The sequence below is a fragment of the Streptococcus oralis subsp. oralis genome (assembly GCF_002096435.1).
Classification (GTDB): domain Bacteria; phylum Bacillota; class Bacilli; order Lactobacillales; family Streptococcaceae; genus Streptococcus; species Streptococcus oralis_AA.
The window spans coordinates 195,177-220,554 of sequence record NZ_NCUI01000023.1; the positions used below are offsets into that span (position 1 = coordinate 195,177).

Consider the following 25,378-nt stretch of genomic DNA (forward strand, 5'->3'; position numbering starts at 1 on the left):
ATAATATAGTTAATGAATTATTTAAATGGTAATTATTTGACTGGAGATTGACACGAGAAAACGATGTTTTCCATATAGCTAAAGGGGTTTCGGCTCCTTTTTTTCTAGGAGAGAAAGATGTTAGAAAATGGTGATTTGATTTTTGTGAAGGATCTTTCAGATATGGGGCAGGCTATCCAGGCTTCTACTGGGAACTATAGTCATGTAGCCATCTTTTTGGACGGTTTCATCTACCATGCTAGTGGGCAAGCAGGTGTCATCTGTCAAAAACCGGCTGAATTTTTTGAACCGACTCATCTCTACGATCTTTATGTCTATCCAGAGCTGGAAGCTGACTTGGTAAAGGAGAAGGCTTGCCAGCATCTAGGTGCTCCTTATAATAGCTCGTTTTACCCAGATGGGTCTGGCTTTTACTGCTCCCAGTACATCGCTGAAATCCTACCGATTTTTGAAACTATTCCCATGAAATTTGGGGATGGGGAGCAGGAGATTAGTGATTTTTGGAGGGACTATTACAGGAAACTCGAACTTCCTGTGCCTCTCAATCAACCAGGGACCAATCCTAGTCAACTAGCAACATCCCCTCTATTAGAATGTAAAGAAAGGAATCTTCATGATTCAGATTTTTAATCCATCTCGTTTGACTCGACAGCCATTTTTTATAGATTTGGTGGACTATCTGGACCAGCATGACGATGTGATTCTACGAGAAATCAAAGCTCAGTTTCCAGATGTGTCAGTTGATAAACTCATGGAAGAGTATATAAAGGCAGGCTTGATCCTAAGGGAAAACAAACGCTATTTTCTCAATCTCCCTTTTTTAGAATCTACGGATAATTTAGCCCTGGACCAAGAAATTTTTATCAGAGAGGATAGTCCAGTTTATCATGCTTTGCTGATGAAGACTTTTGAGACAGAATTGCGCAATCAAACCAATGCGGCCATTTTAGTCGAACGTACGGACTTTGCAAGAGAAAAGATGACCTTGTCCAACTATTTCTACAAGGTCAAGAATCAATATCCTTTGACAGAAAAACAGCTGGAACTCTATGCCATTTTGGGAGATGTCAATCCTGAGTATGCTCTCAAATATATGACGACCTTTTTACTGAAGTTTCTCAAAAAAGACCAGCTCATGCAGAAACGTCGTGATATCTTTGTGGATAGTTTGGTCGTCCTAGGCTATATTGCGCAAAACGAAGAAGGTAAGTATGAGTTGGCTGTTGATTTCGACAAGGAACGGTTGATTTTCTATTTACTTTAATTGCTTCATTTTGAGCAGATTGTTTGACTTTACTAAAGAATAAGCATAAACTGAATGTAAGCGATAACGTTTATCGTATTAAAAGCAAAGGAGACAGAACTATGTCACTTGAAAATAAATTGGATCAAGCAACTGGTGCTATCAAAGAAGGATTTGGTAAAGTTACTGGCGATAGCAAGACAGAAGCAGAAGGTGCTGTAGAAAAAACAGTTGCAAAAGCAAAAGAAGTTGTTGAAGATGCTAAAGGTGCTGTAGAAGGTGCCGTTGAAGGTCTTAAAAATTCATTTAAGAAAGAAGACTAAAAAAATCAAGGGAATGTTTCCCTTGATTTTTTTATAGATAACGTTCTGCGATAGCTGCGTCTCCAGGATAGTCTTCTTTCTTTCCTTGGACGATCTGGTAGCAATCAGCTCCCTTACCAGCAATAATCACGGCATCGAGTTCTTGATTTGTGATGGCCATCGCCGCCTTGATGGCTTGTTCACGATCGGCAATCTTTTCAACAGGATGGCTGATATAGCTACTGATTTCCTCTGCAATGGCCATTGGATCTTCATAGTTGGGGTCATCGGCTGTGAGAAAGACTTGAATCTCAGGATGTTGATTGAGGAGGAGACCAAAGTCTTTGCGACGACTTTCCCCCTTGTTTCCTGTAGAGCCAAGAACCAGAGCGATTTTCCCAGTTTGATGAGTTTCAACCACATTGATGAGTTTTTTCAGACTGTCCCCGTTGTGGGCATAGTCGATGAAAACCTTGGCTCCATTTTTCTGTGTGAGGACTTCCATACGACCAGGAACGCGGGTTGCAGCGATTCCTTTTTTGATGTCCTCAAGACTAGCTCCAAGACGGAGGCAGGCAAGTCCTGCAGCAACGGCATTTTCTTGGTTGAAGTGTCCAATCAACTGGATATCATAATCTCCAGCAAGTTTACCAGTGGCTGAAAAGCTAAAGGCTTTAGAGTTCTCGATTTGGTTGTCTGACTTACTACCATAGAAGTCATGCTCTTGATGTTCCACTTGTTCTTTTAGCACAGAGAAGTGGTCCATGTCGCTGTTAATGACAACTGCTCGGCTATTTTCCATCAAGAGACGCTTGTGGTAGAAGTAGTCTTCAAAAGTCGGATGCTCAATCGGACCGATATGGTCGGGACTGATATTGAGAAAGACACCTACATCAAAGGTCAGGCCATAGACTCGATGAACAAGATAGGCTTGGCTAGAAACTTCCATTACAAGATGGGTTCGACCATTCTTAACAGCCTGAGCCATCATGTCAAAAAGATCGATATTTTCAGGTGTTGAGAAGGAAGATTTAAAGAAGGTCTTGCCATCTAAAGTTGTATTCATAGTGGACAATAGCGCGGTTGGGTAGCGTTGAGATAGGATGTGGTAAGCAAAGTAAGCTGCTGTTGTCTTTCCTTTGGTTCCTGTGAAAGCGAGAATTTTGAGTTTCTCTTGTGGATTACAGTAAAATTCCATAGCAATCAAACTCATGGCTTTCTTGATATCGTTCACAACGATGACAGGGATACCGACCTCGTAGTCCTTTTCTGCGACATACCAAGCTAATCCTTGCGTTATAGCGGATAGGAGGTATTCTTTTTTAAAGGCAGCACCTTTTGCAAAAAAAAGAGTCCCTTCTTTTATTTTTCGGCTGTCATAACTGATGCTATCAAAAACAACTTCACTGTAGTTGTAGTGGTAATGACCTTGGTCAATAATCTCGCGAAAAAGGCCATCTTTCTTTAAAATACCTAATACGGTTTCAATCTTAATCATACTTTCTATTATAAACTTCAAGCCCAAATTTTACAAGTAACAAGGAAAAGTTTATAATGGAAGATAAGGAACTTTTCCTAGTTATCAAAATTGAATGAGGAAGCTATGTCTAACGAAAACAATCACCAGCAAGCCCAGATGTTGCGAGGAACTGCTTGGCTAACAGCTAGTAACTTTATTAGTCGCCTCCTTGGTGCTATCTACATTATTCCCTGGTATATCTGGATGGGGACCTATGCTGCCAAGGCAAATGGACTCTTTACTATGGGCTACAATATTTACGCCTGGTTCTTGCTGATTTCGACAGCGGGTATCCCAGTTGCGGTCGCCAAACAAGTGGCTAAGTACAATACCATGCGAGAAGAAGAGCATAGCTTTGCCTTGATTCGGAGTTTTCTAAGCTTTATGACGGGCTTGGGCTTAGTCTTTGCCTTGGTCTTGTATCTCTTTTCTCCCTGGTTAGCAGATTTGTCAGGTGTGGGGAAAGACCTGATTCCCATCATGCAGAGCTTAGCTTGGGCAGTCTTGATTTTCCCATCTATGAGTGTCATCCGAGGTTTCTTCCAAGGGATGAATAACCTCAAACCCTATGCTATGAGTCAAATCGCCGAGCAGGTGATCCGTGTTATCTGGATGTTGATGGCAACCTTCTTCATTATGAAGATGGGTTCTGGTGACTACTTATCAGCCGTTACTCAGTCAACCTTTGCAGCCTTTGTGGGGATGGTGGCAAGTTTTGCAGTTTTGATCTACTTCCTTGCTCAAGAAGGTTTGCTTAAAAGAGTCTTTGAAACACGGGATAAAATCAATAGTAAGCGACTCTTAGTCGATACGATCAAGGAAGCCATTCCCTTTATCCTGACAGGATCAGCCATTCAACTCTTCCAGATTTTAGACCAGATGACCTTTATCAATAGTATGAAGTGGTTTACCAACTACAGTAATGAAGACTTGGTTGTCATGTTTTCTTATTTCTCTGCCAATCCGAATAAAATTACTATGATTTTAATCTCTGTGGGAGTTTCAATTGGGAGTGTTGGCTTGCCGCTTTTGACGGAGAACTATGTAAAAGGTGACTTGCAGGCAGCGGCTCGCCTAGTCCAAGATAGCCTCACCATGCTCTTCTTATTTCTACTGCCGGCAACGGTTGGAGTGGTCATGGTAGGGGAGCCTCTTTATACAGTCTTTTACGGTAAGCCAGATAGTCTGGCCATGGGTTTATTTGTCTTTGCAGTTTTGCAGTCTACTATCCTAGGCTTGTATATGGTCTTGTCTCCTATGCTTCAGGCCATGTTCCACAACCGCAAGGCAGTTCTTTACTTTGTCTATGGTTCCATTGCTAAGATCGTCTTGCAATTGCCAACCATTGCTATTTTCCACAGCTACGGTCCCTTGATTTCAACGACTATCGGCTTGATTATTCCAAATGTCTTGATGTACCGAGACATCTGCCAGGTAACGGGTGCTCGTCGAAAGATAATCTTGAAACGGACTATTTTGATCACCATCTTGACCCTTGTCATGTTTATCCTAGTTGGCTTCTTGCAGTGGCTGCTCGGTTTTGTCTTCCAACCAAGTGGACGTTTCTGGAGTTTCCTTTATGTGGCTCTCATCGGAGGTCTTGGAGGAGGTCTGTATGGTTTGATGAGCCTACGGACACGACTCTTAGACAAGATAATTGGCAAAGCTCAAGCAGACCGACTACGTACACGATTGAAAATATCGTAAAAATATTTATAAATAAAAGTAATGAATTTAACCTTTCTGTAATAGAAAGGTTTTTATACTACATTTTTCTTAAAAAAAGAGAACTTTTTCTAAAATCAAGAGCAAAAAATATGCTTTTTTAAGTTTTTCTTCAGAAATTGCTTGACTAAATAAAACTAAAGCTGTATAATAAGACAAAACTTTTAAACAGGAGGTTCTGGAAATGAAAAAGTCTAAGGCCAAGTATCTGACACTTGCAAGTGTCGTGTTAAGCGCAGGTATCTTACTGAGCGCATGTGGAAATTCAAGTAGCGCTTCTAAAACATATAACTATGTTTATTCGAGCGATCCATCTAGTTTGAACTATCTTGCAGAAAACCGTGCAACAACTACCGACATCGTGACCAATTTGGTGGATGGGTTGATGGAAAATGACCAATACGGTAACTATGTTCCATCATTGGCAGAGGATTGGACTGTTTCTCAGGACGGTTTGACCTATACTTACAAATTGCGTAAGGATGCAAAATGGTATACTTATGAGGGTGAAGAATATGCCCCTGTAACGGCCCAAGACTTTGTGACAGGTTTGAAATATGCTGCTGATAAAAAATCCGAAGCCTTGTACTTGGTTCAAGACTCTGTAGCAGGTTTGGATGACTATATCAACGGGAAAACAACTGACTTTTCAACTGTCGGTGTTAAGGCGATTGACGACCAAACAGTTCAGTATACTTTGACACGTCCAGAACCTTATTGGAATTCTAAAACAACTTCAACCATTCTCTTCCCTGTCAATGCAGACTTCCTAAAATCAAAAGGGGATGATTTTGGTAAGGTAGATCCTTCTAGTATTTTGTATAGTGGACCTTTCTTGATGAAATCTTTTGTTTCAAAATCTGTTATCGAATACAAGAAAAATCCAAATTACTGGGATGCTAAAAATGTCTTTGTGGACGATGTGAAATTGACTTACTATGATGGTAGTGACCAAGATGCCCTAGCTCGTAACTTCGTAGAAGGAGTATACAGCTACGCGCTTCTCTATCCAAATAGCTCAAGCTTTGAAGGCATTAAAGAGAAGAACAAGGATAACATCATCTATAGTATGCAAAACGCAACTTCTTATTACTTGAACTTCAACTTGGACAGAAAATCTTATAACTTCACGTCTAAATCCTCAGATATTGAAAAGAAATCAACCCAAGAAGCAGTTCTGAATAAAAACTTCCGTCAAGCCTTCAACTATGCTTATAACCGTACAGCCTATGGAGCACAATCTCAAGGGGAGGACGGAGCAACAAAGATTATTCGTAACTTGGTTGTACCTCCAACATTTGTAAGTATCAACGGAAAAGACTTTGGCGATGTTGTTTCAGAAAAGATGGTCAACTATGGCCAAGAATGGCAAGGAATCAACTTTGCGGACGCGCAAGACCCATACTACAATCCTGATAAAGCTAAGGCTAAATTTGCGGAAGCTAAGAAAGAATTGGAAGCTAAGGGTGTGCAATTCCCAATCCACTTGGATGTAACAGTTGACCAATCAGCTAAAAAAGGTGTACTTGAAGCAAGTTCTTTGAAACAATCCATCGAATCTGTTCTAGGAGCTGAGAATGTGGTTATCGATATCCAACAGATATCAACAGATGAGTTTAACAACTCTAGCTACCTCGCTCAAACTGCAGCTCAAAAAGACTTTGATATCTATAATGGCGGTTGGAGTGCGGACTACTTGGATCCATCAAGTTATCTTGATATCTTAAATGTCAATAACGGTGGTATGTTGCAAAACATTGGTCTAGAACCAGGTGAGGTCAATGACAAGGCTAAGGCAGTTGGTCTGGATACTTACACTCAAATGCTAGAAGAAGCGAACAAGGAGCAAGAACCAGCAAAACGTTATGAAAAATATGCTGAAGTTCAAGCTTGGCTCGTTGATAGCGCCCTTGCTATTCCAAACGTTTCTCAGGGTGGAACACCGACCTTGAGAAAGACAGTTCCATTCTCATCACCATTCTCACAAGCTGGAAATAAGGGTGTCGAATCATACAAGTATCTCAAGTTACAAGATAAGACTGTAACGGCTGATGAGTATGAAAAAGCTAAAGAAAAATGGCTAAAAGAAAAAGAAGAATCAAATAAAAAAGCCCAAGAAGAACTGGCAAAACACGTTAAATAACCAGTCTATTCAACAGGAAAAACGATAGTTTCTCAAGGAACTATCGTTTTTATATAGTTTGAAACTATAACTAGCTCTTGAAAACAAGAAAATGAGTTAGTGAAAATAAGTGGTACAATAGTTACTATAGATTTGGAGGTATTGTATGAGCAAAGAACTACACATCAACACAATTTTGGCCCAGGCTGGGATCAAGTCAGATGAGGCTACAGGTGCCTTGGTGACGCCACTGCATTTTTCAACCACTTATCAGCATCCAGAGTTTGGTCAGTCTACTGGATTTGACTATACTCGGACTAAAAACCCAACTCGCAGTAAGGCGGAGGAGGTCTTGGCTGCAATCGAATCAGCAGACTATGCCCTAGCGACAAGCTCAGGTATGGCTGCGATTGTACTGGCCTTTAGTGTCTTTCCAGTAGGGAGTAAAGTATTGGCTGTTCGAGACCTTTATGGGGGCTCTTTCCGTTGGTTCAACCAAGTGGAGCAGGAAGGCCGGTTCCATTTTACCTATGCCAATACTGAAGCAGAGTTGATTGCTGAGCTGGAAAATGATGTGGATGTTCTCTATATCGAAACGCCAACCAATCCCTTGATGTTGGAATTTGATATTGCAAAACTAGCAAAACTAGCTCATGCCAAGGGTGCCAAAGTTGTGGTGGACAATACCTTCTATAGCCCGATTTACCAACGACCGATTGAAGATGGTGCGGATATCGTTCTTCATTCAGCAACCAAGTACTTGGCAGGGCACAATGATGTCTTAGCTGGGGTGGTTGTGACTAATAGTTTAGAACTATATGAGCAACTTTTCTACAATTTGAATACGACAGGTGCGGTCTTGTCACCATTTGATAGTTATCAGTTGATTCGCGGTCTTAAAACTCTACCTCTTCGTATGGAACGTTCTACAGCCAATGCCCAAGAAGTGGTTGCTTTTTTGAAGGATTCACCTGCTGTCAAGGAAGTGCTCTATACAGGACGTGGAGGCATGATTTCCTTTAAAGTAGTGAATGAAAAGCGTATTCCTCATATTTTAAATAGCTTGAAGGTCTTCTCTTTTGCGGAAAGTTTGGGTGGGGTAGAGAGTCTGATCACCTATCCGACAACTCAAACCCATGCGGATATTCCAGCAGAAGTGCGCCATTCCTATGGCTTAACAGATGACCTCCTGCGTTTATCCATTGGGATTGAAGATGCTAGAGATTTGATTGCGGACTTGCGCCAAGCTTTGGAAGGATAAGATAGATATGGGAAAATATGATTTTACAAGCCTGCCCAATCGTTTTGGGCACCATACCTATAAATGGAAAGAAGCGGAAGCTGATCGAGAAGTTCTACCAGCCTGGATAGCAGATATGGACTTTGTGGTTTTGCCTGAGGTTCGACAAGCTGTACAAGCCTACGCAGATCAGTTGGTCTATGGCTATACTTATGCTAGTGATGATTTGATTGAGTCGGTTCAGGACTGGGAAGCCAGTCAACACGGCTATCGCTTTGACAAGGATGCCCTCGTCTTTATAGAGGGAGTGGTACCAGCTATTTCAACAGCTATTCAAGCCTTTACAAAAGAAGGAGAGGCTGTTCTGATTAACACACCGGTCTATCCACCTTTTGCACGCAGTGTCAAACTCAACAATCGCAGATTGATTACCAATTCTTTGGTGGAAAAGGACGGGCTGTTTGAGATTGACTTTGACCAGTTGGAGAAGGAATTGGTGGGAGAGGATGTCAAACTCTATATCCTTTGCAATCCTCACAATCCTGGTGGACGTGTTTGGGAAAAGGAAGTGTTAGAAAAGATTGGGTATCTCTGCCAAAAACATGGTGTTTTGTTGATTTCAGATGAGATTCACCAAGATTTGGCCCTCTTTGGTCATAAACACCAGTCTTTTAACACCATTGATCCCGCCTTTAAAGACTTTGCCCTTATCTTGAGTAGTGCCACTAAAACATTTAATATTGCTGGGACCAAGAATTCCTATGCAGTTATTGAAAATCCAAAGCTTCGTGTGGCTTTCCAAAAACGCCAGTTGGCCAATAACCAACATGAAATCTCAGGCTTGGGGTATTTGGCGACAGAAGCTGCCTACCGTTATGGTAAGGACTGGTTAGGAGACTTAAAAGAAGTCATCGAGGACCACATTAACTATGTAGTGGATTTTTTGGGCAACGAAACCAAGATTAAGGTCATGAAACCGCAAGGTACCTACTTGATCTGGCTTGATTTTTCAGCCTATGACCTAACGGATGACCGCTTGCAAGAGCTTTTGAAGAATGAAGCCAAGGTTATCTTGAATCGAGGTTTGGACTTTGGAGAGGAGGGAACTCTTCATGCCCGCCTCAATGTGGCTATGCCGAAGTCAGTACTGGAAGAGGTTTGCCAACGCATCGTGACCACTTTTGCTACACTTTAAAAATCGAGCCTTCTAGGAGAAAAGTCTTCCTAGAAGGCTATTTTCGTAGGGGAAAATGTGGTATAATGAAAAGATAAGATAAAGGGGTAACTATGGCTAAATTGATTCCAGGGAAGTTGCGCATGGAGGGTGTTGCACTCTATGAAACAGGCAACATTGAGATAATCAAGGAAAAAGGGAATCGCCTCTATACTCGTGTGGCGGGAGAAGACTTGCGCTACAGTTTAGAGGATGATCTGGTTTTTTGTGCTTGCGATTTTTTCCAAAAAAGAAGTTACTGTGTTCACCTCGCAGCGCTCGAGCATTATCTGAAGAATGATGAAGAAGGCCAGGTGATTTTACAAGCCTTAGAAAAAGGACATGAAGAGCAAGAAGAGGTCGAAACCAAGGTTAGTTTTGGCGGTAGTTTTTTGGAGTGTATCCAACCTCAGAAGAGAGAGAAAATCTACACTTTGTCGTCTCAAGGCCAGGTAGAAGCTGGAACCAATCGCCTCCTTTGGACTCTCCGAATCGGTTTAGTTGATAGTCAAAAATATTATGTCATTCGTGACATCCCTCTCTTTTTGAAGGTCTTAGTCCATCGAAAGCCATATATGATTGGGAAGCACTATGAAAATGACTTGTCTTGGGATGCTTTTGATACAGCTAGTCAAGAAGTTCTTACTTTTTTATGTGGCTTAATTGAGGAGGGACTGAGTCAAGACCTCTTTTTCCCCAATCAAGGTCGTCACCTCTTTTTCCCTCTGACCTTTTTTGAGCAGGGAGTGGAGTTGCTGATGAACTTGGAAGATTTTCATTTCGAACATCAGATTACTAGTTATGAAAATCTTCTCTTTCATGATTTAGATCCAGATGCAGAGATTTTCTCTTTTTCCGTGCAGGAGTATCCCGATTATTTTGAGATGGAAATTTCTGAGACTGACCGAGTTAACGTATTCTATGGGGGAGCGGTTCTCTTTCGTAAGGGGAATCTTTATCTCTTAAATCCTAAACAAATCAGCCTCCTAAAGGAAATAAAGGATCTCCCTCAGGAGGAAAGAGGGAGAAAATGCCTCCAGTTTGACAACAGTGATCGTGATCGTCTGGCCGCCTGTCTTCCTTTATTTGGACAGCTGGGTATAGTTTCTGCTCCTGAGCGCTTGCAAATCAGACCCTTTTCACCAATCTTTTACTTTGATAGGGAGGATGACGGCAGCATCCGTTTGGATATCCAATTTGACTATGGAGATGTTAAGGTGACTAGTCGTCAACAGCTGGAACAATTACCTTTTTCAAGTGATGCTGTCTTGGAAAACCAACTATTTCAAGTCTGTTTAGGGGCTGGTTTTGAGGCTGATTTTCAGTCTTGGAGACAGGCTTTGAAGCCAGAGGCAGTTTATTCTTTCTTTCACCATACGATTCCAGCTTTTGAGAAGTTGGGTCAGGTTTTCTTGTCTGATGAGATGAATCAGCTCTACAGTGTCCAAGCTCCTCAGGTTCAGATTGAGTCCAAGGGAGGACTGTTGGAGATTCAGTTTGATTTCCAAGGGATTGCCCAAGAAGAGATTGATCAAGCTCTTAAAGCCCTGACCAGCAATCAGGATTTCTATATCAGTTCTTCTGACCAAGTGTACTTTTTTGATGAGGAAACCAAGCAGATTCGTCAAAATTTGCAGGAACTGGGGGTTGAGCTAAAAGATGGTTCTTTTCAGGCTCGGAAATCCCTAGCTTACAGTTTGTCTCAGTTGTTTGAAGGTCGAGACAGGATCTCCTTCTCGGAAGAATTTCAGCATTTAGCTCATGATTTGACCCATCCAGAGGACTTTCCTTTGGGAGATATACGGGTGCAGGCGAGTTTGAGAGACTATCAGGAAAAGGGTGTCCGTTGGCTCCAGATGCTTCATCACTATGGCTTTGGTGGCATCCTAGCCGATGATATGGGACTGGGAAAAACACTGCAAACTATTGCTTTTTTGACCAGTCAGGTGACAGAAGATAGTCGGGTCTTGATTTTGGCTCCGTCAGGTTTGATCTATAATTGGGCAGATGAATTCAGGAAATTTGCCCCACAATTGGATTTGGCTGTCGTTCATGGTTTGAAAGCGAATCGAGAAGCAATTCTTTCTGAAAATCACCAAATCTATGTGACTAGCTATGCCACCTTTCGTCAAGACAGCGAGCTTTATCAAGAGATGGCTTTTGATTTTCTCTTCTTAGATGAAGCCCAGGTCATGAAAAATGCCCAGACCAAGATTGCTCAGAGTTTGCGCCAGTTTGTGGTGCCAGCAGTTTTTGCTTTGTCAGGTACGCCTATCGAAAACCATTTAGGAGAGTTGTGGTCTATCTTTCAAATTGTCCTTCCGGGGCTCTTACCAAGTAAAAAGGAGTTTATGAAATTACCGGCTGACCGAGTCGCGCAGTTTATCAAGCCTTTCGTCATGAGGCGTAAGAAAGAAGAAGTCCTTACAGAACTACCTGACCTAATCGAAGTCGTCTATAAAAATGAACTGGAAGACCAGCAGAAGGCCATCTATCTCGCCCAGTTGCAACAGATGCGAGACCGCCTAGCGCAAGTGACAGATCAAGAATTCCAGAGAAGTCGGGTAGAAATCTTATCTGGTCTCATGCGATTGCGCCAGATCTGCGATACGCCTGCCCTCTTCATGGACGATTACCAGGGAGCCAGTGGTAAACTCGATAGTCTCCGAGATTTATTGCTACAAGTGGCTGATGGTGGGCATCGGGTCTTGATTTTCTCCCAGTTCAAAGGAATGTTGGAAAAAATCGAGAAAGAACTCCCAGACTTGGGCTTGACCTCCTTCAAAATCACAGGTTCAACTCCTGCTCATGACAGACAGGAGATGACTAAGGCCTTTAACCAAGGGGAAAGAGATGCCTTTCTCATCTCCCTTAAGGCGGGTGGTGTTGGTCTCAATCTAACGGGAGCTGATACGGTCATTTTAGTTGACCTTTGGTGGAATCCCGCTGTCGAAGCCCAGGCTATCGGACGAGCCCACCGCATGGGGCAGGAGCAGATGGTCGAGGTCTATCGTTTGATTACCAAAGGAACCATTGAAGAAAAAATCCAAGAACTTCAAGAACAAAAGAAACATTTGGTTTCCCAAGTTTTAGATGGTACGGAGTCGCGTGCGAGTCTCAGTCTGGCAGAAATTCGTGAAATTTTGGGAATTTCTGAAGCCAGCACTTGAAAAATCAAGACAATACGCTATAATGAAGTGTTGAAAGGAAATACAAAATGAAACAGGATAGATTTCCATTGGTGTCAGATGATGAGATCATGCTGACCAAAATGCCAGTCATGGACTTATACGATGAGTCAGACTTTATTAGCAATATCAAAGGTGATTACCGCGATAAGAACTATTTGGAATGGTCTCCTATCAATGAGGAAGAAACCGTAGTTTCTCCAGTGATTAACAAGGAGTCAAAGCCAAGTCCAGAACCTAAAAAAGTTGAAAAGACTTATGCAGAGTTGGCTCGAGAAGAGGCGCGTGCGGACTTGAAGAAGAAACGTTCAGCCAAGTATTTGACTCAGGATGTTAGTCATACCAGACGACACAATGGTTCAACACTTGTTCGTCAAGGAAACCAACCAACAGCACCATTTCAAAAGGAAAATCCTGGTGAGTTTGCCAAATTTAGCAAAAACTTGAGCCAGTCTCACTATATCTTAGCTGAGGAGGTTGGCCAAGTGGCGAATCCAACTCCGAAAAACCAAACGGAAAAAGCTAAAAAGAACAACTACGATTTTCTAAAGAAGAGTCAAATCTATAATAAAAAGAATAAGCAAACAGAACAGGAACGTCAGGTTGCCCAAGAGTTGAATCTGACAAGAATTACTGAGTAGGGGAGAAAAGCATGTCAAAAGCATATCATTTTATTGGAATCAAGGGATCAGGGATGAGTGCCCTAGCCTTGATGTTGCACCAAATGGGACACAAGGTTCAAGGTTCAGACGTTGAAAAATACTACTTTACTCAACGTGGTCTAGAGCAGGCAGGGATTGCCATTCTTCCTTTTGATGAAAAGAACCTACAAGGTGATGTGGAGATTATCGCTGGGAATGCCTTCCGTCCAGATAACAACGTTGAAATAGCCTATGCAGATCAAAATGGTATCAGCTACAAACGTTACCACGAATTCCTAGGTAGCTTTATGCGCGACTTTGTCAGCATGGGAGTGGCAGGAGCTCATGGCAAAACTTCAACAACAGGTATGCTGTCTCACGTCTTGTCTCATATCACAGACACCAGCTTCTTGATCGGTGACGGGACAGGTCGTGGTTCAGCCAATGCCAAATATTTTGTCTTTGAATCAGACGAATATGAGCGCCATTTCATGCCTTACCACCCAGAATACTCTATCATCACCAACATTGACTTTGACCATCCAGACTACTTTACAAGTCTAGAGGATGTTTTCAATGCCTTTAACGACTATGCCAAACAAATTACCAAAGGTTTGTTTGTATACGGTGAAGATCCTGAGTTGCGTAAGATCACAGCCAATGCGCCAATCTATTACTATGGATTTGAAGCTGAGGACAATGACTTTGTAGCTAGTGATCTCCTTCGTTCTACGACTGGATCAACATTCACCGTTCACTTCCGTGGTCAAGAATTGGGTCAATTCCACATTCCAACCTTTGGTCGTCACAATATCATGAATGCGACAGCTGTTATCGGATTGCTTTACACAGCAGGTTTTGATTTGAACTTAGTGCGTGAACACTTGAAAACTTTTGCAGGTGTTAAGCGTCGTTTCACTGAGAAAATCGTCAATGATACAGTGATCATTGATGACTTTGCCCACCATCCAACAGAAATCATTGCGACCTTAGATGCAGCTCGTCAAAAATACCCAAGCAAGGAAATCGTGGCAATCTTCCAACCGCATACCTTTACAAGAACCATTGCCTTGTTGGACGAATTTGCACATGCATTGAATCAAGCAGACGCCGTCTACCTAGCGCAAATCTATGGATCAGCTCGTGAGGTGGACCATGGTGATGTCAAAGTAGAAGACTTAGCCAATAAAATTAACAAGAAACACCAGGTTATCACTGTTGAAAATGTTTCTCCACTCCTAGACCATGACAATGCTGTTTATGTCTTTATGGGTGCTGGAGACATCCAAACCTATGAATATTCATTTGAACGTCTCTTGTCTAACTTGACAAGCAACGTCCAATAAGGAAAACAGATGGAAATTCCAATCACTATAAGGCAAGCTACCCTATCAGATCTAGATGAAATGTTGGCGATTGAAGAAGCTAATTTTTCATCAGAAGAGGCAGTGAGTCGACAATCCTTAGAAGAGTGTATCCGCAAGTCTGTGGGTACCTTTCTTGTAGCTAGGGATGAAAATCAGCTGGTGGGCTATATTTTAGGAGAAGTTCAGTCTCATCCCAAATGGATAGAAATAAAATCATTGACTATTCATCCTGACCATTGGGGACAGGGACTGGGAACTCTTCTTCTTGCAGCCTTGAAACAGGTGACAGTCGAACTAAATCACCAAGGTATTCTTTTGCAGAGTCCTGATGAACTACTATCATATTTTGAAATGAATGGCTTTGTTGAAGAAGAAATTACAGAAAGTCATTATGGCAGTGGTTCTGAATGGTATCTGATTTGGGCAAATCCCTTTTATCAGGAGGAAAAATGAAAATCAGACAAGCAAGATTTTCGGATTTAGATCGGATTATAGAGATAGAGCTAGAGAATTTTTCCCTTGAAGAAGCCATTCCTCGTTCGGTCTTTGAAGCGCATTTGCAGGAGATTCAGACCAGTTTTCTGGTAGCTGAAAAAGGGGGGCATATTCTTGGTTATATCGAAGGTCCAGTCGTCCCGCACCGCCATCTCCAAGATCAGTCCTTTACAGAAGAAATAAAAGACTATAGCCATCAACCTGGAGGTTATATTTCTGTGACTTGCCTATCTATTGCCAAGGAAGCACAAGCTTTGGGAGTGGGGAAAAGACTATTAAAGGCTCTGAAAGAAGTCGCTTTAGAACATGAACGAGAGGGCATTAACTTGACATGTCATGACTACCTTATCGCCTATTATGAAAAACATGGCTTTGTTAATGAAGGAATATCTCAGTCAAGCTTTGCTGGGGAAACATGGTATGATATGGTCTGGCAGCCTGAAAATAAAGAAAACTAGCTAGGGAATGCCCTAGTTGGTTGCTTTTCTGCAACTTTTAAGATATAATATTAGGGATTGTCAACAAGGAGGTAATGCTTTTGACTGAAAAATCAAGAGAAGAAGAAAAATTAAGCTTTAAAGAGCAGATTCTACGTGATTTAGAAAGAGTAAAAGAACAAGATAGAAGAGAGAAAGAAGTAGAGATTCCAAATCTGACGGCTTCATCATCTCCAGCTAGTTCAGCAACTCCTTCAGATCTTGAACCAGAAACATCAACAGAAGAGTTGATGGCTGATTCCCTGTCTGTTGTCGATAAAATTCTAAAGAATGCACCAAGTGTTCCTCCACTTTCAAGTGCTAGAACTGATGAAACGGATGACCAAGAAGAGAAAGAGATTAGACAGCCAATCATTGATAAAATTGAAGTTGTAGAATCTGAAGAACCTCTAGTAGAGCCGATTCATCTGGCTGAAGAACCTGTAGTGGAACCCGTTCAACCTAAGGTAGAACCAGTTGAGCTTAAACCTGAAGAAAAAGAATTTAACGATACTCCGACTAAGGTAGCCGTAACCTATAAAACAGAAGATAAGAAAGAGGAAATCACCCCAGGAATGCCTGAAAGAGTAGAGCCTGTTTCTACAGAATCTAGCAGTGGATTAGCTGATGCTCCACGTCGTAGTCGTCGTCAAGGTGCAACATCAACTAAGAAAAAGAAAAAATCAAAAGCTAAAGGTTGCCTAGTAACAGTTCTAGTTCTCCTAGTACTCGTTGTAGTTGGTGGTTACTTTGGTTATGGTTACGTTCAAGATTCTTTGAAACCTGTTGATGCGAGCTCTAAGGATTACGTAACGGTTCAAATCCCAGACGGAGCAAACGTTCAAGAAATTGGAAGCACCTTGGAAAAATCTGGTTTGGTTAAACATGGACTTATCTTTAGCCTTTATGCTAAATACTATAGTCATGCCAACTTGAAGTCAGGTTATTACAACTTGAAGAAGAGTATGAGTACGGATGAGTTGATTCAAGAATTGGAAAAAGGTGGGACTCCTGAAGCTCAGGCACCTGTTCTTGCAAACTTGACAATTCCAGAAGGCTATACATTAGAGCAAATCGCTCAAACAGTAGGACAACTTCAAGGTGAATTTAAAGAACCTCTTACTGCGGATGCTTTCTTGGCAAAAGCTCAAGATGAGACCTTTATCTCACAATTAGTAGCCAAGTATCCAAACCTACTTGGAAGTCTTCCAACAAAAGACAGTGGCGTTCGTTATCGTCTTGAAGGCTACCTTTTCCCAGCGACCTATACAATCAAAGACAGTACAACTGTTGAAAGTTTGATTGATGAGATGGTGGCTGCTATGGATAAGGCTATGTCACCATATTACGCTACGATCAAAGAAAAGAATCTGACAGTTAATGAATTGCTCAGCATTGCTTCTCTTGTCGAAAAAGAAGGAGCTAAGACCGAAGACCGCAAGAAAATCGCAGGTGTCTTCTATAACCGCTTGAATGCCGGTATGCCACTTCAAAGTAACATCGCTATCCTATATGCTCAAGGAAAACTTGGTCAAAAGATTAGTTTAGCAGATGACGCTGGAATTGATACAACAATTGATTCACCATACAATGTTTACACGCACCTTGGCCTCATGCCTGGACCGGTTGATAGCCCAAGTTCGGATGCGATTGAAGCAAGTGTAAACCAGACAAAGAGTGAGTACTTGTACTTTGTGGCCAATGTAGAAGATGGTAAAGTATACTTTGCAACAACAAAAGAAGAACATGATCAAAACGTTGCAGAGCATATCAATAGCAAGTTACCTCAAGCAAGTAGTTCAAACTAAAATTATGTGGTTTTCCACATAATTTTGTTTTAAAAAAGTAAATAGAAAAGAAAGTTAAAAAAATGGCAGAAAAAACTTACCCAATGACCCTTGAAGAAAAGGAAAAACTAGAAAAAGAATTAGAGGAGTTGAAACTCGTTCGACGTCCTGAAGTCGTAGAGCGTATCAAGATTGCTCGTTCCTATGGAGACCTTTCAGAAAATAGTGAGTATGAAGCAGCGAAAGATGAACAAGCTTTTGTTGAAGGTCAAATTTCAAGTCTAGAAACAAAAATTCGCTATGCTGAAATTGTTAATAGCGATGCAGTTGCCCAAGATGAGGTAGCAATCGGTAAGACAGTAACAATTCAAGAAGTCGGTGAAGACGAAGAAGAGGTCTACATCATCGTCGGTTCTGCTGGTGCAGATGCTTTTGCTGGTAAAGTATCAAATGAAAGTCCGATTGGCCGTGCTTTGATTGGCAAGAAGACTGGTGATACTGCAACGATTGAAACACCAGTTGGTAGCTATGATGTCAAAATCTTAAAGGTTGAAAAAACAGCCTAAATAGGATGAAAAAGGAGTAGTGAAGGTTTTGCCTTGCTCAACTCCTTTTTGGTTTTTGGATAAAAAGGAGACTATATGAGTGAAAATAAGAAGAAAAATAAAATGGAGCGTGGTTTAACCAATCGCCATGTGCAGGTGATGGCTATTGCGGGAACAATCGGAACCGGACTTTTCCTAGGTGCTGGACGCTCTATCAGCCTTACAGGACCTTCTATCATCCTGATTTATATGATCACAGGAGCCTTTATGTTTTTGATGATGAGGGCTGTTGGGGAGATGCTGTATCAGGATCCAGAACAACATACCTTTATCAACTTTATCACCCGTCATTTGGGGAAAGGTTGGGGATATTTCTCAGTTTGGTCTTATTGGTTGTCAGTTGTCTTTATCGGTATGGCAGAAATCACTGCCATCTCAGATTATGTTCGCTTCTGGTTTCCCACCTGGCCTAGCTGGATGATTCAGCTTGTCTTTTTAACGATTTTGGCTTTGGTCAATCTAATTGCAGTTAAGCTCTTTGGCGAAGTCGAGTTTTGGTTTGCTATGGTCAAGATTGTGGCGATTTTAGCCATGATTGCAACAGGATTCTTTATGGTTTTGACAGGCTTTAAGACACCACACGGTGTTGCAAGTTTGGCAAATATCAGCGACCAGTTCTCTCTTTTTCCAAACGGAGTTATGAACTTTGTCATGGCCTTTCAAATGGTATTTTTTGCCTATCTGATGATTGAGTTTATCGGGGTGACAACTTCTGAAACAAAGAACCCTCGTCAGGTCTTGCCTAAAGCTGTTAAGGAGATTCCTCTCAGAATTATCTTCTTCTACGGGGGAGCTCTCATTGCGATTATGGCCATTATTCCTTGGTCTTATCTTAATTCTTCAGATTCTCCATTTGTAACGGTCTTTGAACTGGCGGGGATCAAGTGGGCAGCGGCTCTAATCAACTTTGTTGTATTGACCTCAGCAGCGTCTGCTCTTAACTCAACTCTCTACTCAACAGGGAGACACTTATATCAGATTGCCCATGATTCGCCCAATCGTTTCTTAAAGGCCATTAAGGTCGATACCCTTTCTCGCCACAATGTTCCACAAAATGCCATCATCGCCTCAGCGATCTTGATTGCTCTCGCTGCCTTTATCAACGTGCTACCAGGTGTTTCAGATGCCTTTGCTTTGATCACCGCATCCTCATCAGGTGTTTACATCGCGATTTATATCTTGATTATGGTGGCCCATCTCAAATACCGCAAGTCACAAGACTTCATGGCTGATGGCTACCTTATGCCTCAGTATCGCTTGCTTAATCCCCTAACCATTCTCTTTTTTGTCTTTGTTTTTGTGACTCTCTTTTTGCAAGAGTCTACTTTCATGGGGGCAGTTGGTTCTGCTATCTGGATCCTTGTTTTTGGGATTTATAGTCAGTGGAAATTTAGAAAATAAATCATGAACTCATCAACTCTGTTTGGTGAGTTTTTCTAGTTTGACAGTCCATCGAAATAAGACTATAATCAAGCTGTAGTAGTTTATTAGGAGGTTTGGATGCACGTTAGATTGGAAAATAAGGAGTCGAATAAAGCGCAAGAAATAGGAGATTTGATTCGTGCTTATAATCGTTCTAAAAGAGAAGAGGCTGAAAGCGAGCCACTGAACCTTTATGTCGAAGACGAAAAGGGCAATCTCATGGCAGGCTTAGTAGCAGAGACTTTCGGAAATTGGTTGGAAATCGAATATTTGTTTGTGAGAGAGGAATTGAGGGGACAAGGAATTGGTTCAAAACTATTGCAGCGAGCTGAAAATGAAGCCAAGAATCGAAACTGTCGTTTTTCTTTCGTGAATACTTACCAGTTTCAAGCACCAGATTTTTATAAAAGGCATGGCTACAAGGAAGTCTTTACCTTGCAAGACTACCCCTATACAGGGCAAAGATTTTATTACCAAAAGGATTTGTGATCTAGACTTCTTTCTTTTGGAGAGGAACTTAGCTAAGTATCAAAAAAGAACGAATACTCTTTATCATGTAAGATGATAGAGAGTTTTTCGTTAACAAAATCTTACAAAATGACATTTATATATTGCATTAAGTTAGATATATGGTATAATGTTTTTAAAAGAAGCGCAACTTTTTAAAATATTGAAGGAGGAAACAAGTGGCTAAAAATTTAAAGTTAAAACTAGCTCGTGTGGAGCTTGATATGACACAGGGTGATTTGGCAGAAGCTGTGGGTGTTACTAGGCAGACTATAGGCTTGATTGAAGCTGGGAAATACAATCCTAGCCTCTCCCTTTGCCAGTCCATTTGCAGATGCTTAGGCAAAACTTTAGATCAATTATTTTGGGAGGAAGAAGATGAAAAATAGATTTTTTTATTATCAATTATTAGACGAAAGAGAAGAACAACTGATTAACAAAGCTGGGACAGAGTCTTTTAATGTGTTTATCGGGCTCATTCTGCTAAGCTATCTGGTGGCTGTATTAGCACCTGCTCTTTTTAATCCTAATATTCTTCTGGTTACCCTTCTTTTAGGAATTTTCTTCTTTTTCAATCGTGCACGACAACTTGGAGTGACCTACTATAGTCGTTTTCATTTTACAATTATAGGGTGTTTGCTGGTAACTCTCGCTATTACGACTCTTTTGATGTTGCAGAATTATCAATTCAACATAGAAATTTACCAGCACAATCCTTTGAACGTTAAATATTTGTCTGCTTGGGCCATTACTTATCTAATCTACCTTCCTTGGGTTTTTATCGGCAATCTCGGCCTTAAAAGTTATGGCGAATGGGCTCAAAAAAAGTTTGAGCAAGATATGGATGAACTGGAGAATGGAGAATAGCTTGTTAGCTTTTTATCAATCTTGGTAAAATGTGTTATAATAGTACTAATTTATCGGACGGTGTGAAAGTGGTAGAATACGTTCATACCTTTGTAAAGTAGGAAGAAGGAAAATAGATGTATCCAGATGATAGTTTGACATTGCACACGGACTTGTACCAGATTAACATGATGCAAGTTTACTTTGATCAAGGAATTCACAATAAGAAGGCGGTTTTTGAGGTCTATTTCCGTCAGCAACCTTTTCAGAACGGTTATGCAGTTTTTGCTGGTTTGGAAAGAATTGTACATTATCTTAAAGACTTGCGCTTTTCAGATAGCGATATTGACTACTTGGAGACGCTTGGGTATCATGGAGAATTCTTGGATTACCTACGAAATCTTAAGTTGGAGTTGACGGTTCGTTCTGCCCAAGAAGGGGACTTGGTTTTTGCTAATGAGCCAATTGTTCAAGTTGAAGGCCCTCTAGCCCAATGCCAGTTGGTCGAAACGGCTCTCTTAAACATCGTTAACTTTCAAACCTTGATAGCGACCAAGGCAGCACGTATTCGTTCGGTTATCGAAGATGAACCCTTGATGGAATTCGGGACACGTCGTGCGCAAGAAATGGATGCGGCTATCTGGGGAACACGCGCAGCCGTGATTGGTGGAGCCAATGGAACTAGCAATGTGCGAGCAGGGAAGCTCTTTGGCATTCCTGTTTTGGGTACTCATGCTCATGCCTTGGTACAGGTTTATGGAAACGACTATAAGGCCTTCAAGGCCTATGCTTCAACCCATCGTGACTGTGTCTTTCTAGTAGATACATATGATACGCTTCGCATCGGTGTGCCAGCTGCTATTCAGGTAGCTCGTGAACTGGGAGACAAGATTAATTTTAAAGGCGTTCGTATCGACTCAGGGGATATAGCCTATATTTCCAAGAAAGTTCGCCAACAGTTAGATGAGGCTGGATATCCAGATGCCAAAATTTACGCTTCCAATGACCTCGATGAAAATACCATTCTTAACCTCAAAATGCAACACGCTAAGATTGACGTTTGGGGGGTGGGTACCAAGCTGATTACGGCCTATGACCAGCCAGCCCTTGGAGCGGTTTATAAGATTGTAGCTATCGAAGATGAAACTGGTAAGATGCGCAATACCATCAAGCTTTCAAGCAATGCTGAAAAAGTATCGACCCCAGGTAAGAAGCAGGTATGGCGCATTACTAGTCGTGAAAAAGGCAAGTCAGAAGGTGACTACATCACCTATGACGGTGTGGATGTTGCCAGCATGACAGAAATCAAAATGTTCCATCCAACTTATACCTACATCAAAAAGACCGTTCGAAATTTTGATGCGGTTCCTCTCTTGGTGGATATTTTCAAAGCAGGAACATTAGTTTACAACTTGCCTAGTTTGACTGAGATTCAAGCCTATGCTCGCAAAGAATTTGACAAGCTTTGGGATGAGTATAAACGGGTACTCAATCCGCAACATTACCCGGTAGACTTGGCGCGTGATATTTGGCAGGACAAAATGGACTTGATTGATAAGATGCGTAAGGAAGCTCTTGGTGAAGGAGAAGAAGAATGAGTTTGCAAGAGACCATTATCCAGCAACTAGGTGTCAAGCCAGTGATTGACGCCCAGGAAGAAATTCGTCGTTCGATTGATTTCTTAAAGAGATACTTGAAAAAACACCCCTTCCTTAAAACCTTTGTACTAGGGATTTCTGGGGGTCAGGACTCAACCTTGGCAGGGCGTTTGGCGCAATTAGCGATGGAAGAAATGCGAGCAGAGACAGGAGATGACAGCTACCAATTTATCGCTGTCCGCCTGCCATACGGCGTGCAAGCTGATGAAGCAGATGCTCAAAAAGCTCTTGCTTTCATCCAGCCAGATGTCAGCTTGGTTGTGAATATCAAGGAATCAGCTGATGCTATGACAGCAGCAGTCGAAGCGACAGGAAGTCCTGTTTCAGACTTTAACAAGGGCAATATTAAGGCTCGTAGTCGTATGATTGCCCAATATGCTCTTGCGGGTTCCCATAGCGGAGCCGTCATTGGAACAGACCATGCTGCGGAAAATATCACAGGCTTTTTTACCAAGTTTGGTGACGGTGGTGCAGATATTCTCCCTCTTTACCGCCTCAATAAACGCCAAGGAAAACAACTCTTGAAGGAACTTGGTGCAGACCCAGCCCTTTATGAAAAAATCCCAACAGCAGATTTGGAAGAAGACAAACCTGGACTTGCAGACGAAGTAGCCTTGGGAGTCACTTACAATGAAATTGACGACTACCTTGAAGGCAAAACCATCAGTCCAGAAGCCCAAGCAACTATCGAAAACTGGTGGCACAAAGGCCAACACAAACGCCACCTACCAATCACCGTATTTGATGACTTTTGGGAGTGAGACAGAAATCGGTAACTCGAAGAGTTCGATTTCGTTGTCTCACCCCCGCAACGATGACTAGGTTTGAAAAAGCTTGGTAAAGCGCATTTCAAACCAGACAGCGACTGCGTCAAGGGATTAGGTAAAACACTTGTTTCCTAGCTATTACTGAGTATAGTCTTTTTACCCTGAGCCTGGAAATGAGAAAGCGAGGAAGATCCGGGGGACCTTTTTAGCTTGAGCCTTAAGCTTAGAAAGCGAGGTAACATTATGAAAGCAATCGGTACGCAAATGTTACAGACAGAACGTTTGATCTTGAGAAGATTTGTGGAGAGTGATGCGGAAGCCATGTTTCAAAATTGGGCCTCGTCTGCTGAGAATCTGACCTATGTCACCTGGGATGCTCATCCTGATGTTGAGGTGACTCGGAACTCGATTCGAAATTGGGTTGCATCCTATACTAATCCCAACTATTACAAATGGGCCATTTGTCTCAAAGAGAACCCAGAGCATGTGATAGGAGATATCAGCATCATTGAAATGCACGAGGAAGATTTAAGTTGTGAAATTGGGTATGTTTTAGGAAAAAACTTTTGGGGCCGAGGTATGATGACGGAGGCCTTGAAAGCTGTGCTAGACTTCTGTTTTACTCAAGCAGGCTTTCAAAAAGTCAGAGCTCGTTACGCCAGTCTTAACCCAGCTTCAGGTCGTGTGATGGAGAAGGCTGGAATGTCCTATCTAAAAACTATTGCCAATGGTGTGGAGAGAAAAGATTACGTTGCGGACCTTATTTATTACCAGATAAGCAGGGAAGACAGGTGATTTTCTTTTCTGTAGCTACCAAAGTCAGACCTTGTCTGGCTTTTTTTGTGCCAGATTTCTAAATAAACTGATTAAATTCCTATTTTTGCCTATCATTGTCCCTGTTTTTTCTGGAGTTTTGGGGATATAATAGACCTATCAAATCAAAGAATGGAGGAAGGCAATGGACAATGTAATCTTTTTTATCAGTGTTTTTCTTGCTGGAATTCTTTCCTTCTTTTCTCCTTGTATTTTACCCTTGTTGCCAGTCTATGCGGGGGTCTTGTTGGATGATAAGAATGATGCTCAGGCTTCTAGTGGAAAATTTTCAATCTCACTTGTTAGTTTATTGCGAACTTTGGCCTTTATAGCGGGGATTTCCTTTGTTTTTATCTTACTGGGCTATGGAGCTGGTTTTTTAGGCAATTTGCTGTATGCTTCTTGGTTTCAGTATGTGACGGGTGCGATTATCATTCTCTTGGGCTTGCACCAGATGGATGTTTTACATTTGCAGGGACTCTACAAGGAAAGAAGGCTACAATTAAAGAGACAGGGGCAAAAGGGTAACGGCTATAGTCAGGCATTTTTACTGGGGTTGACCTTTAGTTTTGCTTGGACGCCATGTGTGGGGCCGGTTCTGGGGTCTGTTTTGGCCTTGGCGGCTTCAGGTGGTTCAGGAGCTTGGCAGGGAGCTGGTCTCATGTTGGTTTACACGCTGGGATTGGCGCTACCATTTTTAGTCCTAGCTCTCGCCTCCAGCTATGTTTTGAAACATTTCCGAAAACTGCATCCCTACCTCGGAATCCTCAAAAAAGTGGGTGGTTTCCTCATTATCGTGATGGGAATCTTGGTGCTTTTGGGAAATGCTTCCATTTTGACTACATTATTTGAATAGAGAGGAAAAAGAAATGAAAAAATGGCAAACATGTCTCCTTGGGGTAGGCTCAATCTGTTGCTTGGCAGCCTGTTCGGCTGAAAATATGGCAGACGAGTCTACTATGAAGGAGCAAACCAAAACAGAACAAGTTAGTTCACAAACTGCCACTAAGGGTCAGGAAGTCGCTGATTTTGAACTGACAGGTGTAGATGGCAAGACCTATCGTTTATCTGACTACAAGGACAAGAAAGTTTATCTCAAATTCTGGGCTTCTTGGTGTTCCATCTGTCTAGCCAGTCTTCCAGATACCGATGAAATCGCTAAGGATGCTGGTGATGACTATGTGGTTTTGACAGTGGTGTCACCAGGCCACAAGGGAGAACAATCTGAAGCTGACTTTAAGAACTGGTATAAGGGCTTAGATTATAAAAATTTCCCAGTTCTAATTGATCCATCAGGCAAACTTTTGGAAAGTTATGGTGTCCGTTCTTATCCGACTCAAGCCTTTATAGACAAGGAAGGCAAGCTGGTCAAAACGCAACCAGGTTTTATGGATAAGGATATGATTTTAAAAGAATTGAAAGAAATGGGGTAGAGAAAGGCT

Annotated in this window: 24 protein-coding genes; 23 read left to right on the top strand and 1 reads right to left on the bottom strand. The window is 41.8% G+C overall.

What is annotated here, in order from left to right; translation table 11 throughout:
- Positions 1-117 precede the first annotated feature (117 nt).
- From B7723_RS03375 to B7723_RS03385, 3 genes are all read left to right on the top strand, one after another.
- Positions 118-630, top strand: a complete 513-nt coding sequence (locus B7723_RS03375) for a YiiX/YebB-like N1pC/P60 family cysteine hydrolase (protein WP_084849157.1) — start codon at positions 118-120, stop codon at positions 628-630.
- Positions 614-1,264 carry a DUF1803 domain-containing protein gene (locus tag B7723_RS03380; protein WP_084849156.1) on the top strand — a complete coding sequence of 217 codons (651 nt, stop codon included), beginning with the start codon at positions 614-616 and terminating at the stop codon, positions 1,262-1,264. Before B7723_RS03375 ends, B7723_RS03380 begins: the two co-directional genes overlap by 17 nt.
- A 101-nt stretch (positions 1,265-1,365) precedes the next feature.
- Positions 1,366-1,566 carry a CsbD family protein gene (locus B7723_RS03385; RefSeq protein WP_000051178.1) on the top strand — a complete coding sequence of 67 codons (201 nt, stop codon included), beginning with the start codon at positions 1,366-1,368 and terminating at the stop codon, positions 1,564-1,566.
- A gap of 31 nt (positions 1,567-1,597) precedes the next feature.
- Here the strand turns inward: B7723_RS03385 and B7723_RS03390 are convergent, their stop codons facing one another.
- Positions 1,598-3,043 (bottom strand): UDP-N-acetylmuramoyl-L-alanyl-D-glutamate--L-lysine ligase, encoded by a 1,446-nt coding sequence (locus tag B7723_RS03390; RefSeq protein WP_084849155.1) that lies wholly within the window; start codon positions 3,041-3,043, stop codon positions 1,598-1,600.
- A gap of 105 nt (positions 3,044-3,148) precedes the next feature.
- Between B7723_RS03390 and B7723_RS03395 the strand changes: the two genes are divergently transcribed.
- The 20 genes from B7723_RS03395 to B7723_RS03490 all read left to right on the top strand — a co-directional run bounded on the left by B7723_RS03395 (position 3,149) and on the right by B7723_RS03490 (position 25,369).
- On the top strand, positions 3,149-4,771 hold the full coding sequence (locus B7723_RS03395) for a putative polysaccharide biosynthesis protein (RefSeq protein WP_084849154.1): 1,623 nt from the start codon (positions 3,149-3,151) through the stop codon (positions 4,769-4,771).
- 202 nt (positions 4,772-4,973) lie between these two features.
- Positions 4,974-6,932, top strand: a complete 1,959-nt coding sequence (locus B7723_RS03400; RefSeq protein ID WP_084849153.1) for a peptide ABC transporter substrate-binding protein — start codon at positions 4,974-4,976, stop codon at positions 6,930-6,932.
- A gap of 145 nt (positions 6,933-7,077) precedes the next feature.
- Positions 7,078-8,172, top strand: a complete 1,095-nt coding sequence (locus B7723_RS03405) for a cystathionine gamma-synthase (RefSeq protein WP_084849152.1) — start codon at positions 7,078-7,080, stop codon at positions 8,170-8,172.
- A gap of 7 nt (positions 8,173-8,179) precedes the next feature.
- Complete coding sequence (locus tag B7723_RS03410; RefSeq protein ID WP_084849151.1) at positions 8,180-9,346, top strand: MalY/PatB family protein; 1,167 nt, start codon at positions 8,180-8,182, stop codon at positions 9,344-9,346.
- A 92-nt stretch (positions 9,347-9,438) separates the two neighbouring features.
- Positions 9,439-12,534, top strand: a complete 3,096-nt coding sequence (locus B7723_RS03415; RefSeq protein WP_084849150.1) for a DEAD/DEAH box helicase — start codon at positions 9,439-9,441, stop codon at positions 12,532-12,534.
- Positions 12,535-12,581: 47 nt separating this feature from the next.
- A complete protein-coding gene (locus tag B7723_RS03420) occupies positions 12,582-13,193 on the top strand; it encodes a hypothetical protein (RefSeq protein WP_000806744.1) in 612 nt (203 codons plus the stop codon).
- 11 nt (positions 13,194-13,204) lie between these two features.
- Positions 13,205-14,539, top strand: a complete 1,335-nt coding sequence (murC, locus tag B7723_RS03425; protein ID WP_000030828.1) for a UDP-N-acetylmuramate--L-alanine ligase — start codon at positions 13,205-13,207, stop codon at positions 14,537-14,539.
- A gap of 9 nt (positions 14,540-14,548) precedes the next feature.
- Complete coding sequence (locus B7723_RS03430; protein ID WP_000405306.1) at positions 14,549-15,013, top strand: GNAT family N-acetyltransferase; 465 nt, start codon at positions 14,549-14,551, stop codon at positions 15,011-15,013.
- Positions 15,010-15,513 carry a GNAT family N-acetyltransferase gene (locus tag B7723_RS03435; RefSeq protein WP_000702419.1) on the top strand — a complete coding sequence of 168 codons (504 nt, stop codon included), beginning with the start codon at positions 15,010-15,012 and terminating at the stop codon, positions 15,511-15,513. The genes B7723_RS03430 and B7723_RS03435 overlap by 4 nt, the downstream gene beginning before the upstream one ends.
- Before the next feature lie 74 nt (positions 15,514-15,587).
- A complete protein-coding gene (gene mltG / locus B7723_RS03440) occupies positions 15,588-17,339 on the top strand; it encodes an endolytic transglycosylase MltG (protein WP_084849149.1) in 1,752 nt (583 codons plus the stop codon).
- Positions 17,340-17,401: 62 nt separating this feature from the next.
- On the top strand, positions 17,402-17,884 hold the full coding sequence (gene greA, locus B7723_RS03445; protein ID WP_000818765.1) for a transcription elongation factor GreA: 483 nt from the start codon (positions 17,402-17,404) through the stop codon (positions 17,882-17,884).
- Between the two features lie 75 nt (positions 17,885-17,959).
- On the top strand, positions 17,960-19,324 hold the full coding sequence (locus B7723_RS03450; RefSeq protein ID WP_162279195.1) for an amino acid permease: 1,365 nt from the start codon (positions 17,960-17,962) through the stop codon (positions 19,322-19,324).
- Positions 19,325-19,423: 99 nt separating this feature from the next.
- Entirely contained in the window at positions 19,424-19,834 is a 411-nt protein-coding gene (locus B7723_RS03455) for a GNAT family N-acetyltransferase (RefSeq protein ID WP_084849148.1), read from the top strand.
- Positions 19,835-20,031: 197 nt separating this feature from the next.
- A complete protein-coding gene (locus tag B7723_RS03460; RefSeq protein ID WP_001107501.1) occupies positions 20,032-20,241 on the top strand; it encodes a helix-turn-helix transcriptional regulator in 210 nt (69 codons plus the stop codon).
- The gene (locus B7723_RS03465) at positions 20,231-20,719 is read left to right on the top strand and encodes a DUF6773 family protein (RefSeq protein WP_084849147.1); all 489 of its coding nucleotides are present in this window, start codon (positions 20,231-20,233) and stop codon (positions 20,717-20,719) included. Before B7723_RS03460 ends, B7723_RS03465 begins: the two co-directional genes overlap by 11 nt.
- 116 nt (positions 20,720-20,835) lie before the next feature.
- Entirely contained in the window at positions 20,836-22,296 is a 1,461-nt protein-coding gene (locus tag B7723_RS03470) for a nicotinate phosphoribosyltransferase (RefSeq protein WP_084849146.1), read from the top strand.
- Positions 22,293-23,117 carry an ammonia-dependent NAD(+) synthetase gene (nadE, locus tag B7723_RS03475; RefSeq protein ID WP_084849145.1) on the top strand — a complete coding sequence of 275 codons (825 nt, stop codon included), beginning with the start codon at positions 22,293-22,295 and terminating at the stop codon, positions 23,115-23,117. The genes B7723_RS03470 and nadE overlap by 4 nt, the downstream gene beginning before the upstream one ends.
- A gap of 249 nt (positions 23,118-23,366) precedes the next feature.
- Positions 23,367-23,918: a GNAT family N-acetyltransferase gene (locus B7723_RS03480; RefSeq protein WP_084849144.1), complete on the top strand. Its 552-nt coding sequence runs from the start codon at positions 23,367-23,369 to the stop codon at positions 23,916-23,918.
- Between the two features lie 163 nt (positions 23,919-24,081).
- Positions 24,082-24,792 carry a thiol-disulfide oxidoreductase-associated membrane protein CcdA2 gene (gene ccdA2 / locus B7723_RS03485; protein WP_084849143.1) on the top strand — a complete coding sequence of 237 codons (711 nt, stop codon included), beginning with the start codon at positions 24,082-24,084 and terminating at the stop codon, positions 24,790-24,792.
- Between the two features lie 13 nt (positions 24,793-24,805).
- Positions 24,806-25,369 (top strand): redoxin family protein, encoded by a 564-nt coding sequence (locus B7723_RS03490; RefSeq protein WP_000759245.1) that lies wholly within the window; start codon positions 24,806-24,808, stop codon positions 25,367-25,369.
- Positions 25,370-25,378: the final 9 nt, after the last annotated feature.

Excerpts from the sequence above, each read along its gene's own strand:
- B7723_RS03375 (WP_084849157.1), top strand. The coding sequence starts at position 118 with ATGTTAGAAAATGGTGATTTGATTTTTGTGAAGGATCTTTCAGATATG.
- B7723_RS03380 (WP_084849156.1), top strand. The coding sequence starts at position 614 with ATGATTCAGATTTTTAATCCATCTCGTTTGACTCGACAGCCATTTTTT.
- B7723_RS03385 (WP_000051178.1), top strand. The coding sequence starts at position 1,366 with ATGTCACTTGAAAATAAATTGGATCAAGCAACTGGTGCTATCAAAGAA.
- B7723_RS03390 (WP_084849155.1), bottom strand. The coding sequence starts at position 3,043 with ATGATTAAGATTGAAACCGTATTAGGTATTTTAAAGAAAGATGGCCTT.
- B7723_RS03395 (WP_084849154.1), top strand. The coding sequence starts at position 3,149 with ATGTCTAACGAAAACAATCACCAGCAAGCCCAGATGTTGCGAGGAACT.
- B7723_RS03400 (WP_084849153.1), top strand. The coding sequence starts at position 4,974 with ATGAAAAAGTCTAAGGCCAAGTATCTGACACTTGCAAGTGTCGTGTTA.
- B7723_RS03405 (WP_084849152.1), top strand. The coding sequence starts at position 7,078 with ATGAGCAAAGAACTACACATCAACACAATTTTGGCCCAGGCTGGGATC.
- B7723_RS03410 (WP_084849151.1), top strand. The coding sequence starts at position 8,180 with ATGGGAAAATATGATTTTACAAGCCTGCCCAATCGTTTTGGGCACCAT.
- B7723_RS03415 (WP_084849150.1), top strand. The coding sequence starts at position 9,439 with ATGGCTAAATTGATTCCAGGGAAGTTGCGCATGGAGGGTGTTGCACTC.
- B7723_RS03420 (WP_000806744.1), top strand. The coding sequence starts at position 12,582 with ATGAAACAGGATAGATTTCCATTGGTGTCAGATGATGAGATCATGCTG.
- murC (WP_000030828.1), top strand. The coding sequence starts at position 13,205 with ATGTCAAAAGCATATCATTTTATTGGAATCAAGGGATCAGGGATGAGT.
- B7723_RS03430 (WP_000405306.1), top strand. The coding sequence starts at position 14,549 with ATGGAAATTCCAATCACTATAAGGCAAGCTACCCTATCAGATCTAGAT.
- B7723_RS03435 (WP_000702419.1), top strand. The coding sequence starts at position 15,010 with ATGAAAATCAGACAAGCAAGATTTTCGGATTTAGATCGGATTATAGAG.
- mltG (WP_084849149.1), top strand. The coding sequence starts at position 15,588 with ATGCTTTTGACTGAAAAATCAAGAGAAGAAGAAAAATTAAGCTTTAAA.
- greA (WP_000818765.1), top strand. The coding sequence starts at position 17,402 with ATGGCAGAAAAAACTTACCCAATGACCCTTGAAGAAAAGGAAAAACTA.
- B7723_RS03450 (WP_162279195.1), top strand. The coding sequence starts at position 17,960 with ATGAGTGAAAATAAGAAGAAAAATAAAATGGAGCGTGGTTTAACCAAT.
- B7723_RS03455 (WP_084849148.1), top strand. The coding sequence starts at position 19,424 with ATGCACGTTAGATTGGAAAATAAGGAGTCGAATAAAGCGCAAGAAATA.
- B7723_RS03465 (WP_084849147.1), top strand. The coding sequence starts at position 20,231 with ATGAAAAATAGATTTTTTTATTATCAATTATTAGACGAAAGAGAAGAA.
- B7723_RS03470 (WP_084849146.1), top strand. The coding sequence starts at position 20,836 with ATGTATCCAGATGATAGTTTGACATTGCACACGGACTTGTACCAGATT.
- nadE (WP_084849145.1), top strand. The coding sequence starts at position 22,293 with ATGAGTTTGCAAGAGACCATTATCCAGCAACTAGGTGTCAAGCCAGTG.
- B7723_RS03480 (WP_084849144.1), top strand. The coding sequence starts at position 23,367 with ATGAAAGCAATCGGTACGCAAATGTTACAGACAGAACGTTTGATCTTG.
- ccdA2 (WP_084849143.1), top strand. The coding sequence starts at position 24,082 with ATGGACAATGTAATCTTTTTTATCAGTGTTTTTCTTGCTGGAATTCTT.
- B7723_RS03490 (WP_000759245.1), top strand. The coding sequence starts at position 24,806 with ATGAAAAAATGGCAAACATGTCTCCTTGGGGTAGGCTCAATCTGTTGC.